This is a genomic window from Chromatiales bacterium 21-64-14, assembly GCA_002255365.1.
Classification (GTDB): Bacteria; Pseudomonadota; Gammaproteobacteria; order 21-64-14; family 21-64-14; genus 21-64-14.
Map to the genome: position 1 here is coordinate 17,905 of NCBI01000022.1, position 15,460 is coordinate 33,364.

The 15,460-nt window shown below is 61.4% G+C and carries 13 protein-coding genes; 4 read left to right on the plus strand and 9 right to left on the minus strand.

What is annotated here, in order from left to right:
• Positions 1–73 precede the first annotated feature (73 nt).
• The 4 genes from B7Z66_10660 (at position 74) to B7Z66_10675 (ending at position 4,791) form a co-directional block, all read left to right on the plus strand.
• Positions 74–1,525 (plus strand): uroporphyrinogen-III C-methyltransferase, encoded by a 1,452-nt coding sequence (locus B7Z66_10660; protein OYV75912.1) that lies wholly within the window; start codon positions 74–76, stop codon positions 1,523–1,525.
• Between the two features lie 181 nt (positions 1,526–1,706).
• Entirely contained in the window at positions 1,707–2,060 is a 354-nt protein-coding gene (locus B7Z66_10665) for a hypothetical protein (protein OYV75913.1), read from the plus strand.
• 354 nt (positions 2,061–2,414) lie between these two features.
• Positions 2,415–4,235 carry a metal ABC transporter permease gene (locus B7Z66_10670; protein ID OYV75914.1) on the plus strand — a complete coding sequence of 607 codons (1,821 nt, stop codon included), beginning with the start codon at positions 2,415–2,417 and terminating at the stop codon, positions 4,233–4,235.
• A gap of 241 nt (positions 4,236–4,476) precedes the next feature.
• Positions 4,477–4,791, plus strand: coding sequence for a hypothetical protein (locus tag B7Z66_10675; protein ID OYV75915.1), 315 nt, complete (start codon positions 4,477–4,479; stop codon positions 4,789–4,791).
• A 59-nt stretch (positions 4,792–4,850) separates the two neighbouring features.
• Here B7Z66_10675 and B7Z66_10680 read toward each other — a convergent pair whose 3' ends face one another.
• The 9 genes from B7Z66_10680 to B7Z66_10720 all read right to left on the minus strand — a co-directional run bounded on the left by B7Z66_10680 (position 4,851) and on the right by B7Z66_10720 (position 15,442).
• Positions 4,851–5,501: a two-component system response regulator NarL gene (locus tag B7Z66_10680; protein OYV75916.1), complete on the minus strand. Its 651-nt coding sequence runs from the start codon at positions 5,499–5,501 to the stop codon at positions 4,851–4,853.
• Positions 5,498–7,156: a hypothetical protein gene (locus B7Z66_10685; protein ID OYV75917.1), complete on the minus strand. Its 1,659-nt coding sequence runs from the start codon at positions 7,154–7,156 to the stop codon at positions 5,498–5,500. The genes B7Z66_10680 and B7Z66_10685 overlap by 4 nt, the downstream gene beginning before the upstream one ends.
• 296 nt (positions 7,157–7,452) lie before the next feature.
• On the minus strand, positions 7,453–8,982 hold the full coding sequence (locus B7Z66_10690; GenBank protein ID OYV75918.1) for a hypothetical protein: 1,530 nt from the start codon (positions 8,980–8,982) through the stop codon (positions 7,453–7,455).
• Complete coding sequence (locus B7Z66_10695) at positions 8,900–9,265, minus strand: iron-sulfur cluster assembly accessory protein (protein OYV75919.1); 366 nt, start codon at positions 9,263–9,265, stop codon at positions 8,900–8,902. Before B7Z66_10695 ends, B7Z66_10690 begins: the two co-directional genes overlap by 83 nt.
• Complete coding sequence (locus B7Z66_10700) at positions 9,262–10,716, minus strand: cobyrinic acid a,c-diamide synthase (protein ID OYV75920.1); 1,455 nt, start codon at positions 10,714–10,716, stop codon at positions 9,262–9,264. The genes B7Z66_10695 and B7Z66_10700 overlap by 4 nt, the downstream gene beginning before the upstream one ends.
• Positions 10,717–10,806: 90 nt before the next feature.
• Positions 10,807–12,057, minus strand: coding sequence for a molybdopterin oxidoreductase (locus tag B7Z66_10705; protein ID OYV75921.1), 1,251 nt, complete (start codon positions 12,055–12,057; stop codon positions 10,807–10,809).
• A gap of 131 nt (positions 12,058–12,188) precedes the next feature.
• Entirely contained in the window at positions 12,189–12,845 is a 657-nt protein-coding gene (locus B7Z66_10710; GenBank protein OYV75982.1) for a 4Fe-4S ferredoxin, read from the minus strand.
• 101 nt (positions 12,846–12,946) lie between these two features.
• Entirely contained in the window at positions 12,947–13,471 is a 525-nt protein-coding gene (locus B7Z66_10715; GenBank protein ID OYV75922.1) for a hypothetical protein, read from the minus strand.
• Between the two features lie 18 nt (positions 13,472–13,489).
• Positions 13,490–15,442, minus strand: a complete 1,953-nt coding sequence (locus tag B7Z66_10720) for a glutamate synthase (protein ID OYV75923.1) — start codon at positions 15,440–15,442, stop codon at positions 13,490–13,492.
• Positions 15,443–15,460: the final 18 nt, after the last annotated feature.

Here is a 15,460-nt window from a genome sequence, read left to right on the forward strand (position 1 = left end):
CCGCTGACGCTATCGATAATGGGATATTCCTTTATTTCGAGGGGCATGGTTCAGTGTCTCACAGAGGATCTCCATGGATTACCTACCGATTTTCATGAATATCCGAGATCGCCCCTGCCTGGTGGTGGGAGGGGGCGAGGTGGCGGCCCGTAAGGTGGGGCTGCTGTTGCGCGCGGGGGCCCAGGTGACGGTGGTGGCGCCGCGGTTGTCCCGCACGCTGGCGGGCCGGGCCCTGCGCCGGGAAGTGCGCCACGAGGCGCGGGATTTTGTCCCGGAGGACTTGGTGGATCGTGCCCTGGTGATCGCCGCCACCGACCGCCACGAGGTCAACCGCCGGGTGTCGGAGGAGGCGCGCGCCCGCGGTATCCCGGTGAACGTGGTGGATCAGCCGGAGCTGTGCACGTTCGTAATGCCTTCCATCATCGATCGCTCGCCGATTCAGGTGGCGGTCTCCACCGGTGGCACTTCCCCAGTGCTGGCGCGGCTGTTGCGCTCCCGCCTGGAGACCCTGATTCCTTCCGCCTACGGCCAACTGGCGCGCCTCGCCGAATCGTTTCGGGCCAAGGTCAAGAGCCGCATCCCCAACGGCGATAGCCGGCGGCGGTTCTGGGAGCATGTGCTGCAAGGGCCAGTGGCGGAGATGATGTTGGCCGGGCGTGAGTCCGAAGCGCGCCGCGCCCTGGAACGGGAGTTGGCCACGGCGGGCGTGGACCCGGCACCACAAGGCGAGGTCTACTTGGTGGGCGGTGGCCCGGGCGACCCGGACCTGTTGACGTTTCGTGCCCTGCGCCTCATGCAGCAGGCTGACGTGGTGATCTACGACCGCCTGGTGGCGCCGGAGGTACTGGAACTGGTGCGCCGCGACGCTGAGCAGATCTACGTGGGTAAGGAGAGCGACAACCACGTAGTGCCTCAAGATGAGATCAACCAACTGCTGGTGAAGCTCGCGAAGCAGGGCAAACGGGTATTGCGTCTGAAAGGCGGCGACCCATTCATTTTCGGGCGCGGGGGCGAGGAGATCGACACCTTGGCTCAGGAGGGCATCCCGTTCCAGGTGGTGCCGGGAATCACCGCCGCCTCCGGGTGCGCCGCGTACACCGGTATCCCGCTGACCCATCGGGACTATGCCCATTCCTGCGTGTTCGTCACCGGCCACCTGAAGGACGAGGCCATCGATCTCAATTGGGATGCCCTGGTGCAGCCCCATCAGACCGTGGTGTTCTACATGGGCGTGCGTGGTGTACAGGTGCTGTGCCGCGAGCTCATAACCCATGGAATGTCCGCCGCCACCCCGGTCGCTGTCGTCCACCGCGGCACCACCCGTGCCCAGCGGATCTACATTGGCACCCTCGAGACCCTGCCTGCCATCGTGAAGGATGAGGAGATTCGGCCGCCGTCGCTCATCATCGTCGGCGAGGTGGTGCGCCTGCATGAGAAGCTCGACTGGTTCCAGCCGTCGACGGCCGAATCCGCGGTCGATACTACCGGGAGCACCAGTACCGGTGCGGGTACCGTTTCGGTCTGAATCCATTCCTCTCGTGCGTTCCAGCGCGGATCGGTGCCCGCCAGTTCGGTTGCATCCGCCGGTGTTTCTGTTCTAGCCTGTATCGTTCATCGGTGTTTGTCACGCGGGCGCTCCGGGGCCGTTGGCCAGAGACGCAAGGGCCGTAGCGCGCCAGAGGTGTAACGAGGCGGGCGGGGGGTATATGCGGGTACGCACGGCGTTGATTGTTGCGCTTCTTCTCGTGGCGGGGCCTGCGCTAGCCCAGGGGCACGGGTTCATTTTCACCTCCCCCGCGGACTACCGGACCCTGATACCGGTCAAGGCAGACTCGGTGTGGCAGGCAATTCCGACGGTGGCCGAGAAGACCGGCCAACCCGTCAGTTTCGCTGATGCCTACGCAGTGTTCTGGAGTGATATGACGGCTCGAATCCACGCCGCCGTGGAGGGTATGCGTGGGCGCGCGGACGGGGTGGCGAACCTGCGGATCCAGTATCAAGTGAGTGGTCAATGGTACTATTTTTCCGCGACCTTCGATTTTGTGAAACGGGTGAAATAGGAGACTCCGCCACAGACCGGCCTCTGCGGAGTTGCGCACGCTTGCGAGTGGCGGGCCCTGGTGGCGCAGGTGCTGCCTTGCGGTGGAGCGGGCCGGTTCGGCGCGCGCTGCATGGGCCTCCAATCGGGAAACTATCACACTAGAACCGATCTCAAAATCGCAGATCGGGCGTTCAGGAAAGGCGCGGGCCCTGTGAGGAGCGCAGTTTACACCCACTAAATGAGCACCGCAGCAGGGTCCGCAACGCCGCATGGGCGACCGAGATTCATTTTGAGATAGGTTCTAGTCCCTTGCATCCCTCGCGCGGGTTCAGTACCGTCCCAGAGGCGTTTCCATGGAAATCCGTTCATCTCGATGAGTCAACATATCCGCTATACCAACGCACCGCACCAGGACCGCGACGATTTTCGGAACCTGCTGCGTCTGAAGCCCTACCTATGGGACTACCGGGGCCGGGCCCTGGTGGCGCTGTTGTTTCTGATCCTGGCGCGCGGCGCCGCCGTCGGCGTACCGGTACTACTCAAGTACATCATTGATGACCTGACCGCAGGTCGCCACGGTATCCTCGCCCTGCCGCTGGCACTGCTGCTGGGCTACGGCGCCTTGCGCTTGGCCGGTGCATTCTTTAACGAGTTGCGCGACACGGTGTTCGCCCGGGTCCGTTACCGGGCGATGCGGCGTTTGTCCGTGCAGGTGCTGGACCACCTGCACGCCTTGGGATTGCGCTTTCACCTGGAACGCAAGACCGGGGCCATCTCCCGTGACCTGGAGCGTGGGACACGCAGCGCCAGCTCGCTGTTGAACTATCTGGTGTTCAACATCCTGCCCACGGCGGTGGAGCTCGCCCTGGTGCTGGGGATCCTGCTGGCGCGTTACGACGTGTGGTTCACAGTGGTTACGCTGGGGGCAGTGGTGGCTTATGTGCTGTTTACCCTAGTGGTCACCGAGTGGCGCATGGACTTCCGCCACCGAATGAATGCGCTGGACTCGCGAGCCAACACCCAGGCCATCGATAGCCTGCTCAACTACGAGACGGTCAAATACTTCGGCAACGAGACGTTCGAGACCCGGCGCTACGACCGGACCCTGGAAGAATGGGAGGATTTGGCGGTCAAGACCCAAACCTCCATGTCGCTGCTGAATTTCGGTCAGGGGGCCATCATCGCAGCGGCGGTGACCGGTATCATGATCCTGGCGGCGCAAGGCGTGGTGGCGGGAACCCTGACGCTGGGGGATCTGGTGCTGGTGAATGCCTTCCTGCTCCAGCTCTTCACGCCGCTGAACTTCCTGGGGGTGGTCTACCGGCAGACCAAGCACGCCATGGCGGACATGGACTTGTTGTTCAAGTTGCTGGAGCGGGGGCCGGAGATCCGGGATCGTCCAGACGCGCAGGACCTGGTGGTTGGGGAGGGTGAGGTTCGATTCGAACACGTGGACTTTTTCTATCAGCCGGAGCGCCAAGTGTTGTTCGACGTGGATTTCGTAATCCCGGCAGGAGCCAAGGTGGCGGTGGTGGGGCCCTCCGGTGCGGGCAAATCTACCCTGGCGCGGTTGCTGTATCGGTTCTACGACGTGGCTAGTGGTGGAATCCGAATCGATGGCCAGGACTTGCAGGAGGTGACCCAGCACAGCCTGCGGGCAGCGATCGGGGTTGTACCTCAGGACACGGTTCTGTTCAACGATAGCGTATTTTTCAACATCGCCTATGCTCGTGCGGGGGCGACCCGGGAGGAAGTGGTCCGTGCCGCGCGCCTGGCGCATGTTCACGAGTTCATCGACTCGCTTCCGCGCGGCTATGACACCGTAGTGGGGGAGCGCGGCCTCAAGCTGTCCGGCGGGGAGAAGCAGCGTATCGCCATCGCGCGGGTCATCCTCAAGAATCCCCCAGTTCTGATCTTCGACGAGGCCACTTCGAGCCTGGATTCGGAGTCCGAACGGGCGATTCAGCGCTCGTTGCATGCGGTGGCGGCGGATCATACCACCTTGGTGATTGCTCACCGCCTTTCCACGGTTGTGGACGCGGATCAGATCCTGGTGCTTGACCACGGGCGGATCGCAGAGCGAGGCAGCCATGACGAGTTGTTGTCCCTGGATGGCCTGTACGCCCGGCTCTGGAATCTGCAGCAGCGGGAACAGGATCAGGAGCCGGCACGCAGGGTGGCGGAAGGGCGTTGAGCAAGATCAGTCGGACGGAGGTGGAGGGGGTGGTCGCCGGGGCCCTCAGTGCTCGGATATTAATTAATAATATAATAGATAATTATTAATTAGTTACAATACTTATGTAATGTTAAATATTTAAATAGTCGGTGCGCAAGGATAGCTATTTTCGAGAACACGCGGCGTCTGGTAGACTCGCGCAGGATCCCTGTCCCGCTGCCCGGGCAAGGGCTTCGACTCTTTTCGACAGGAGCCGCTGATGACGGAAGGTTGCGCCGCCAACGAACCCTATGCCCTGCGGGTGATGGGTGACAGCATGGAACCGGAATTCCCCGACGGTATCGTGATTATCGTGGAGCCCGGTGGCGTGCTGCAGAGTGGAAGTTATGTGGTGGCCATGCACGAGGGACAGCACATCTTCCGCCAGTTGGTGATCGAGGAGGGGGAACGCTGGCTCCTGTGTCCGCTGAAGGAGGGGTACCCCACCTTGGAGATCTCTGGGAGCTCCGCAATCAAGGGTGTCGTCGTGCAGAAGGCGGGCCGGCGCCGCGCCGATCGTAAACACTATTACTGATACTGATCCAGAGCGGCGCGGAATCCGGACGCCGTTCCCCCGCCACTGTCGCGCAGGGATCAGACATTGTGTGACATACCCCGTTCCACCGCCATTACGGCCGCTTCGACACGCGAGTGGACCCCGAGCTTGCGCAGGATTGACTTCACGTGCAGCTTGACCGTGCCATCCGAGATGTCCAGGTTGCGGGCGATCATCTTGTTGCTTTGGCCTTCGGCCAGCAGCAGGAGAATTTCACGTTCCCGTGGCGTCAGCTCCAGAAACGGCGTCATACGTGCGTCGGCGACCGAGCCGCCCTGGACCACCCGCGCCAGCATGTCGGTGAGATGGTGGGCCACCACATTTTTCCCCGCCACGATATCGCGTAACGCACCGACCAGCTCGTCCGGGTCCATGTCCTTGAGCAGATAACCCTGGGCGCCGTTGCGCAAGGAGGCCACCAAGTCAGATTCCTCGTTGCTCGTGGTCAGCATGACGACCGGCATTTCGAGACCACCGCTGCGCAGGCGGCGCAGGGTCTCCAGTCCGTTGATTTCCGGCATCCGAAGATCCAGCAGGACTACATCGGGGATTAATTCCTGGGCTAGTTGAAGGCCCTCCAATCCATCCCCCACAGCGGCGACTACCTCGATGCCACGCTGTTCCAACAGGCCTTGCAGACCGACCCGGAACAGAGCGTGATCGTCGATCAGGATAACGCGCATCGTCATGGCGCTGCTCGCGAGACCGCTGGTGAGGAATCTGCCCTGGGTTCAAAATGGAAGGTGAGTTCGATCCGCGTGCCCTCACCGGTTTCACTCTCGATCCGAAGTTCACCCCCGACATGGGCGGCGCGTTCCTGCATGATGATCAGGCCGAGGTGCTCTCCGGGCTTTCCCTGGGAGGACGCGGGAGCGTCGAAACCCGCCCCGTCGTCCTCCACGAGGAGATGGTGGTTTCCGGAATTGTCGCGCCGGAGCAGGATGCGCACGTTGTGGGCCTTGGCGTGTTTTCGGATATTGGTGAGGGCCTCCTGGACGATACGCGCGACGTGTATCTCCAGATTGGTAGGCAGTTGCGCATTGCGCCACTCATTCTGCAGAAACACAGATATGCCGGATTCCTTGCGGAACCTCGAGATCAGCTTCTCGATGCTGGGTACCAGGCTCTCGCCGGCGATCGGAGCCCGGCAGTGGGCAATCAGATCGCGCAGATCCGAATAGGCCTCGTCCAGGCTGTTCTCCACCTGTTCCAGTTCCTGGATGGTCTTGAAGTCACCCGACTGCTGCAGGGTTTCGTCCAGGACCCGAACCTGAAACCGCAGGCTTGCGAGGGTTTGGGCTAGGGAATCGTGCAACTCATTGGCGATCATGTTCCTCTCCTGCATGATCGATAACTCGCGGGTTTGCTGTTCAAGACGTGTCTTCTCGATGGCGGTGCCCATGTGGTGTCCAATACTCGATAAGAGTTCCATCAACTCCGGCGGGAACCCATCCCGCCGTTTGGGCACGAACACGTTATAGAGTCCCAGCGTCCGTCCGCGGTGGATCAACGGTACCGCCACCATTTCGATGTCGTCGCGTGGGAAAAGAGGCATTCCGATGGTGGTGGCACATGCGCTCAGGCTGTCCCGGGACTCGGCGACGCCCTGCTGGACTACCTCGCCGCATAGGCAACAGTCCACGGGCATGAAATGTTCGCGTCGCAGGACGTGTGGGTCGACGCCGATACTGGATACGATCTCCATGTACCCTGCATCATTGAGTAGTCGGACCAACGCTGCGTGGCCTTCCATCAGATCCATGATGACCGGGAGGAAGCGCTGTAGGAGGTCGTTCAGGTCCCGTGAGCCGTTGATGCAGGCGGCCATGTCGTAGAGAACCTGCAAAGAGCGCGCCTTGTGGGCGAGTTGCCGGGTTTGCATCTGGACTTGCTCGTCCAAATGCCTGGAAAGGGACTGGAGGGTGGTGGACAGACTATTGATGTCTTGTGCGAGTTCTGCGAACTCACCCCGTTCCGGCTGCGGGATACGCGCCGACAGGTTGCCCCCCTGCATCCGCAGCGCCCAGTGGCGTAGATGGGTTAAGGGTTCCAGAAGCTGATGACGAATCCGGTGGTAGAGCAGGGCGAGGCTTAGAACGCCGAGGATGGCGATGATCAGGAGGCCGGGCGCTAGGGCGGATGCCAATGCTGGTTTCGCCACTGCCACCAGGGTGCCCGCCGCCAACAACGCAACGGCCACGAGGACGCCGATAGACGGTCCGGAGAGCCCGCTGGACGACAGGCCTCCACCGCGCTTCGGACGCCAGTCCGCAGCTGGGGGAATCAGCCAAGCAGGCAACCCCCGGGTTCGCCTTTGCTGGGGCCTGCTCGATGCCCGCTGCATTCGTTTGTATCCCGAAGGGGTCCGGTGGTGCCGCGAGCCCTGAGCCGGTGGGCCGGCGACGGTGGTTGAAACCTGTTTTTCGTGCCCCGCAGGGGATCCTCCCCTAGATCCCCGAGCGCGGCTGGGAAACCGTGGCTTATGCGGGGTTCCAGCCGGTGTTGGCAGTGTGGATCACCGGCTACGGCCGGGCGCTGCATCAATGGTCTGCGCCGATTGGTTATCCATCCACCCGCGACTTAGATCCTTGCTAAGTTTATCAGGTTCCGGACTATCGTGGGATAGGCCTTGAATCGGGTTCAATCCGGAATGGCGTAAATCCCGGGTCGGAATAGCTCCCGCCCCGACCGACTCAGACTTACGGTGTAGGGGTCCACGGCGTTTTCCAGTTCTTCACACCAGGATGGGTGGGTATAGTTCAGATCCTTGAAAAACCAGAGGCCGCGTTTTGATTGGCAGGCCGCGGTGAGTACATGGATCTGCTCACCGGCTTCCGGTCCCACGATGCACCCGCCCAATAGTTGGCCGGTTTCCTCGTCGTAAACCACATCGACAAAGCCCTCCGAGTCGTTGCGTGCCCGAGCCTTCGGGCAGGCACGAAAGCTCGCACGGGCCACGTCGGGTTCAAAACCGGCGTCTTCCGCACGTTCTTCGCTGAGGCCGACGGCGGCGATTTCCAGCGCGGAATCGATGACCATCGGGACCCGATGGTAGTTGATCCGCGCCTGATTGCCCTCCATGGCATTGGTGGCTGCCACCTTTGCGTCGTGCAGGGCGCCATTGGCGGTCATGGGACCCGCCTTCACGTCGCCTACTGCATAGATTCCTGGGACGTTGGTTTCCAAATATTCGTTGGTGACCACAAATCCCGTAGGGGTGGTTTCGACCCCAATGGCGGCTAAGCCCAGGCCTTCGGTATGGGGACGTCGTCCGATAGCCACCAGGACCCGCTCATAGTGCCCGTCGCTGCCATCGGTAAACACGACGTGCACGCCGCGGGCGGAGTCTCTCTCCACACGATGGATAGTGATGCCCTTGCGGACGGCAACTCCCATGCGCCGGAACTTCGCCTCCAATAGATTGCTGGCCCGCTCCGGGATACCGGGCTTGTTCAGAATCCGGGATGCGAGGTCTACCAGGGTTACCTGGCATCCGAACTGATGCAGCACGAAGCTCAGTTCAACCCCCACGGGGCCCGCACCCAGGCATAGCAGCGAAGCAGGCGGATCGTCCGGGTTGTCCATGAGTTCACGGGAACTCAGCACCCGCTGCCCATCAACAGGCAGCAGGGGATGAGGCAGAGGTTCAGCGCCGGTTGCGAGGATGACCCGTCGGGTATGCAGCGTGATCTCTGCTGTTCGCGGTCCCGGGGGCTGTACGGCTACGGACTGCGGGCTCAGCAACCGGGCGCTGCCACGGTAGAAGTCGATCTTCAGGCGCTGCAGCCACGTCGGAAACTGATCGCGGAAACTCCCGATGACCTCGTCCTTGTGTGCCACCGCGGCACGGAAATCTCCGTGCAAGTCCCCGGTCAGGCCACGTCCGCGCAGACCACCAACGTCTTCCAGCAGTGCCGCCAGATGAACCAGCGTTTTTTTTGGTATGCAGCCGTGATTCAGGCAGTTGCCGCCTGGCAAGCTACGTTCGACCAATGCGACCTGGGCGCCAAGTTGGGCGGCGACCAAGGCGGACTTGTAGCCGCCTGGCCCGCTGCCGACTACGACGAGGTCATAGTCCATGGCGTCTTTATGAGTCCTGCGGTTTGGGGTTGGAGCCGCGAGTGTCTGATGGCGCCGATATCTCGTGGGGTGCCCGATAGTCCGGGTCATTGGGATTCATAAAGATGAACTGAAACGACCCCGGTTCGAGTTCAACGAAATCCACTACCAGTCCACTCAACAACTCCAGACTGACTGGCGATAGCACAACGTCGATGCCCTCGGACTGGAACCTCAAGTCCTCATCCTTGTCGCCGTCATCGAAGCCCATACCATAATGCAGGCTACCGTCTGAATTGTGTTTGACGGCGATTCGTAGCGGCATACCCTCCATATGGCCCTGCTTCGCGGAGAGGCGGATTTGCTTGGCGGCGTCTGCCGTAATGGTGATCATGATCGAATTCCTTTGGCTGGTGGGGGGAGACTCGACTCCCCAATGGCAGTGGTGTCACGGGCCCGGAAGGCTGCGGAGCAGCGGTGGCTGCGTGCGAAATCCACGAAGCGTCGGGTCCAGCGGTTATCTTCGACGTCACGCAGGTGGGCGTAACATGCCAGCAGGTTCTTGTATACGATTCCGTCATGCTTTCCATCCACCCCCTGACCGCGCAGTACCCGGTAGGCAAAGGTCACCGGCGGCTCCAGGTTTTCCAGGCTGGAATAATGGAACTCATGAGCGCGGATTTCCCGGGCCATCGGGGCGCCTGCGGTACTCGGCCAGGGGGCTGACGCGGTCTCCTGCAAGCGCACATAGCCTCGGCCTTGGGGGCGTTGATGCATGACGATGTCTCCGGGGATTACCCCTACCATCTCGTAGCAGCGGCCGCTCCAGGACAGGGTGCGCGCGAGATACATCAGCCCGCCGCATTCAGCGTAGGCGGGAAGTCCGGCCTCAATGTGCGTCCGGATCGCTGCACGCAACGAGCGATTGGCCTCAAGGGCCTCCATGCGATTCTCCGGAAAACCGCCACCGATGAACAAGGCGTCCAGCGGGGGAAGCCGGGTATCACGTAAGGTATCGATGAACACCAGTTCGGCGCCCGCGCGCTCCAGCGCTTCCAAATCTCCGGGATAGTAGAACCCAAACGCGTCATCCCGTGCGATTCCGACCCGTACGTCACGGGTCCGCACGGCTGGAAGCGGCGCGACATTCACGCCCGGAAAAGTGGCCGTGGAGGCCACGGCGAGCAGCCGCTCCAGATCAACCTGGGTGGCTACGGCATCGGCGATGCGGGCGATCTGACCGTCGGCATCGGTGTGCTCGGCGCTGGTCATCAATCCGAGATGACGTTCTGTGACCGCCAGGGTGGGATCCCGGTGTAGGGCACCCAGTACCGGCACATCGGTGTAGTGTTCGATCACGGCCCGCAGCTTGGATTCATGCCGATGACCGCCGAGCTGGTTGAGGATGACCCCAGCAATGCGGACCTGCAGATCGAAGGCCTGATAGCCGAGAATCAGCGGGGCAATGCCGCGTGTCATTCCGCGCGCGTCGATTACCAGCACCACTGGAGCGCCGCAGAGTTTGGCGAGCGCGGCGTTGCTGTTGCTGCCGTCCAAATCCAGCCCGTCGTACAGGCCTTTATTGCCCTCGATGAGAGCGACATCAGCACCGGAGGAACGGCGGGCAAGGGCAACCAGGATTTCTTCTGTGCCCATAGTGTAGAAGTCGAGGTTATGGCAGGGCCGCGCGGCGGCGCGTCCCAGCCACATGGGATCAATATAATCAGGGCCTTTCTTGAAGGGCTGAACCACGCGTCCACGCGCAACGAGCGCGGCGCAGAGCCCGATGCTGACCGTAGTCTTTCCAGACGACTTGTGAGCTGCGGATATCAGCACATGGGCCATGGTTATGGACGCCCCTGCCGGACACGGGTCCGGAAACAGCCCACGCCCGCTGAATGGGCCTCTACGCGTGAAGCGCTACACCCGCCAGATTCAAGCCTGATGGGCGCCCCCCACTGGCACGGCTACGGCCGTAGCCGCGGCCTCAGGCTCCACTAGAGCGTCTTCCAGGCTCTCTGGAAGGAAGCGCAACACCTTTATCGCCAAGACCACTATCAGCAAAGCTAGTGCGACGCCACCGAGTCCCAAGGCAATCTCCGGCAGGCTTGGGGTGTAGGTGTTGACCACGCCGTCAAAGAAGGTACTGCTTACCTGTTTCCCGGGGAACAGGTCCAACGGGTAGGCCTGGCCACCGATGATGATCACGTACATCTGGGCGAGCCCACCCAGGATGACCAGTGCCGCACTGAGCCCAATCCAGCCGCGCCGCTTTCCGAGTGACGGATGATAGAGTAGGGCCAGCGGTACGAGGCCACCGAGCAATACCTGCCCGATCCAGAACAGTTTTGTGTAGATGCCGCCATCTAACAGGATGAAACGTTCTACGCCGTGGTGCGCGGTCATGTAGAGGTTGGTAAGGTGGAACACTGTCACGAAGTAGAGCACCGCGGCCACGAATACACCCAGCAGATTTTTGAGCCGCCGGAGTATCGCGTCACCCAGAGGTCGACCGCTCCAACGATAAGCGGCCATCAGCACCAGCAGGTAGATGGCGAGGCCGAAGGAAAAAGACATGATGATGAACATTGGTGCCATCAAGGCGGAATCATAGGCCTCGCGGGCGATCAGGAAACCGAAGATCGATCCGGTACCGGTAGTGAGTGTGAGGCGCCAGACGAACGCCACGAAGCCCGCAGGCTTGCTGTAAGCGCTCATGCGGGGTTCCATCATCAACCACAGGTAAACCGCTACGATCGCAAGGAATCCGGTGTACAGAAAGATGTTCCATGCAAAAATCGACTTGAAATTGAAGTGGGTCATTGCCACGATGAGCCGGTCCGGGCGACCTAGATCGAGCACCAGTATCGTCAGGCCGCCCACCAGCAGGGCAATGGCGAGGAGACCGGACAGTCGTGCCAGCGGTTTGTAGGGCGCGCGGCCGAATACCGAAGCCACGGATGCTACGTTGAGTGCCCCGGAGGCCGCGACGATCAGGAAGACCGCGAACACATGGGGGATCCCCCATACGATCTGATTAGTCATTCCGGTTACATAGTGCCCGTTCGACTCCATGTAGTGGGCCGCCGCGAGGCCTATCGCCAATATGGTGGCGAGCAGACCCACCAAGCCCCAGTAGCCCGGGGAGCGTCCTTCGAGTTCTCGGAAATGGATCTTTTGTTTCATGATTCCAACTGGTCCGGATTGGGTTGAATCCACTCGCGGCGCATTGGCGCCACTTCCCGTGCCTGTGCTCTACGCGTGTTTCCCATGACAGCCGGTCCGGGGGACGCTGTATAACGTGGCTGCCAGGGCGCCTATAGCCCGCGATAGCGAACCCCAGTGTTTAGTCCGAGGTCGGGACGCACCTCGCTGCTATCGTATTCCGCAATAAGCTTGGCGATTTCGCTGCTCGGATCATTGAGATTGCCGAACACCATGGCGCCGTGATCGGCCTGGGCGCAAGCATCGACGCATGCTGGTTGATGCCCCCGATCGACCCGGTGGACACAGAACGTGCAGCTCTCGACGGTGCCGATGCCGCGCGGCGACCAGGGCTTCTGGTCATCCAGGGCCTCGGCGACGAACGAGCGCGCCTTATACGGGCAGGCCATCATGCAATACCGGCAACCGATGCAGATATGCTTGTCCACCAAGACGATGCCGTCCGCGCGCCGGAACGATGCGCCGGTGGGGCACACGTCTTCGCAGGGTGGATATTCACAGTGCTGGCAGAGCATCGGCAACGACTGTACGTAGCCGGTCTGGGTGTCCCGTAGTTGCACCTTGCGAATCCATTGGGAATCCGTCTCGGGACGCCCATGTCCAGTGAGACCGTTCTCCACATCGCAGGCTTTCACACATACGTTGCAGCCACGAGCACATTTCGTGGTATCGATCAACATGCCCCAACGCACCGCGCTGGACACCGCCTGGTCCTGAGCCCGTGCCTGCGCGACCTTGATGAGTACCATCCCGGGCGCGAGGGCGGCGCCGGAGGCGGCGGCGATCTGGGTCAAAAAACGCCGACGCGCCTGGTTCGGGGCGTCGAGTTTGTGATCCTGCTCTGACTCGCTCACTGGGAGATCCCTCCTCGGGCATCGGAGACCGGCATCGGGGTCAGGTCACCCGCGGCCAAGGCCGTTCCGGTGACGGCACGAAGCGGATCGCCACCGCCGGGCCCGGTTCCGGGTGCCGCCGTCTCCGGGTGCGATGCGTGGCACTCGAAGCAGTCGATCTTGACAGCTGCATAGACATGGCAGCTGGTGCAGAAGAACTTGCGGCTGGTAACTGCGGGCCATTGGCCGTTCGCCTCCTTCTGCACATGGCATTCCACGCAATCCTCCATGCTCCGTCCCTTGATGCGGATTCCCTCATGGGTTGTGAGATCCCGCTCATGGAGCAGCAGGTTCATGTGGTTGCGCCGCATCCACTCCGTGGGCATCACGCAACTCTTGCCCTTGGCTTTGGCGAGTACCGGCAGTGGCACCCGCCCATCGGAGATGGGCGGGTCACTGTGGGCCGGACCCGAAAGGACAAATAGTACGATCGCCGCCAGGAGCGGTGCGAATCCCCGCCAATATCCTGATACACGCCTCATTTCGACTCTCACTCGTGACTATTTGCCTAGGGCCATGTCGATGTAACCGGTGGGGCACACATCCGCGCAGATATGGCAACCGATGCAGCGGGTATAGTCGGTATCCACATAGCGCCCGGTCGTGGACTTGTTCTTTTTCACCCGGAACACCGCGTCCTGTGGGCAGTAGATGACACAATTGTCACACTCAAAGCACATCCCGCAGCTCATGCAACGCTTGGCCTCGGAGACGGCCTGCTCGTCGGAGAGCATAACCATCCGTTCCTTGAAGTGACCGATCACGTCATCTGCGCTGGGACCGATCTCCTGGCGCTTGAGCCGTTCCACGTAGGGGAAATGCCCGAGAAACAGCTTGGATGAGGGGATGATCTCCTGTGACGAACGGTCCTCGAAGTTGTGTACTGCGAAATCACTGGAGGAGGTTCCCCAGGTTTCTTGATGGTCATATTCCGTCGGAGCGAGTCCGGTCTCTTTCAGCTTGCCGATGAGATCAAAGCGGTGCTTATCCACCTTCGGCCGCTTCTCGAGCTCCTGCTCGCGCAGATAGTGGTCGACCGTTTCGGCAGCGACTGACGCTTGGCCGATGGCAGTGGTAAGCAAATGAGGCCGGATGATATCGCCGGCAACGAAGTGCCCCGGACGGTCTGGAACCTGGTAGAACTTGTCGGCATTGATCAGCCCGCGGCCGTTGTTAAGATCCTCGAGACCTTCCAAATCGCCGCCCTGTCCAATGGCGGAGACGATCAGGTCGCACTCCAGCTCGAACTCGGTACCGGCCTTCGGGGTAGGCTTGTTGTTGACCATCTCGCACTGGGCCATCTTCAGCGCCCGCGCCCGCCCGCTCTTGTCCAGGATGACCTCTACCGGCATCACGCTATCGAGGATTTTCACGCCTTCTTTGAGGGCGTCATGCACTTCGTGTTCGGCAGCGGTCATCTTCTCCTTGGGGAACAAGGACGTCAGCGTGACGTCAGCACCCTCTCGGGCCGCGTCCGGTATCGGAGCGTGTTCACCGATCCCCTGGATCACTAGTTCCGGTTTTTCTTTCGGGTCGGCGTCCTTGAGCCGGCCCAGACGGCGGGCCACGGAAACCACGTCGATGGAGGTGTCGCCACCCCCGACGCATATGACCTTGCTCGAGGCGACCTTCAGCCGCCCGGTATTGAAGGCTTCAAGGAATTTGACACCGCTCACGCAGTTGGGGGCGTCGGCGCCCGGAACCGGAAGGGCACGCCCTGTCTGGCACCCCAGGGCCCAGACGATCGAGTCGAATTCCTTTTCCAGCTCAGCGACGCTGACGTCACGCCCTACGCGGGTATTAGTTCGCACCTCGATGTCACCGAGGTTCAGGATACGTTGGATTTCACCGTCCAGGACCTCCCGCGGGGTACGGTAACGCGGGATCCCATAGCGCATCATGCCACCCAACTCACCGTGGTCGTCGAAGACCGTGGAGGCGTGGCCGCGGCGGCGTAGGTGATAGGCGGCTGCAAGGCCCGCTGGCCCGCCGCCGATGATCGCGATCTTCTTGCCGCTTAATGGGGGCGCAGGCGTGAAGGCGAAATTTTTCTGGATCGCAGTGTCACCGATGAACTGCTCCACGGCATTGATGCCGACGAAGTCGTCCACATCATTGCGGTTACACCCACCCTCGCAGGGAGCTGGGCAGACGCGTCCCATCACAGACGGAAACGGGTTCGCATCCGTCAAGCGCTGGAAGGCATATTCCTGCACACTGAGATCCGCCGACGGCTTTTCAACGCCGCGCACAATCTGCAGCCAACCGCGGATGTCTTCTCCGGAAGGACAGCTGCCCTGACAGGGCGGTGTGCGGTGGACATAAGTCGGACATTTGTGCGAGTGATCGGCCTCGAAGATTTGCTCCTGCAAGTTGCCCCACTCGTACTCACCGTTACGGAACTTGCGGAATGTAAGCTTCTGGCCCTGCATCTCATCGCGTGACGTCGACATCGGTATTCTCCTATGCGG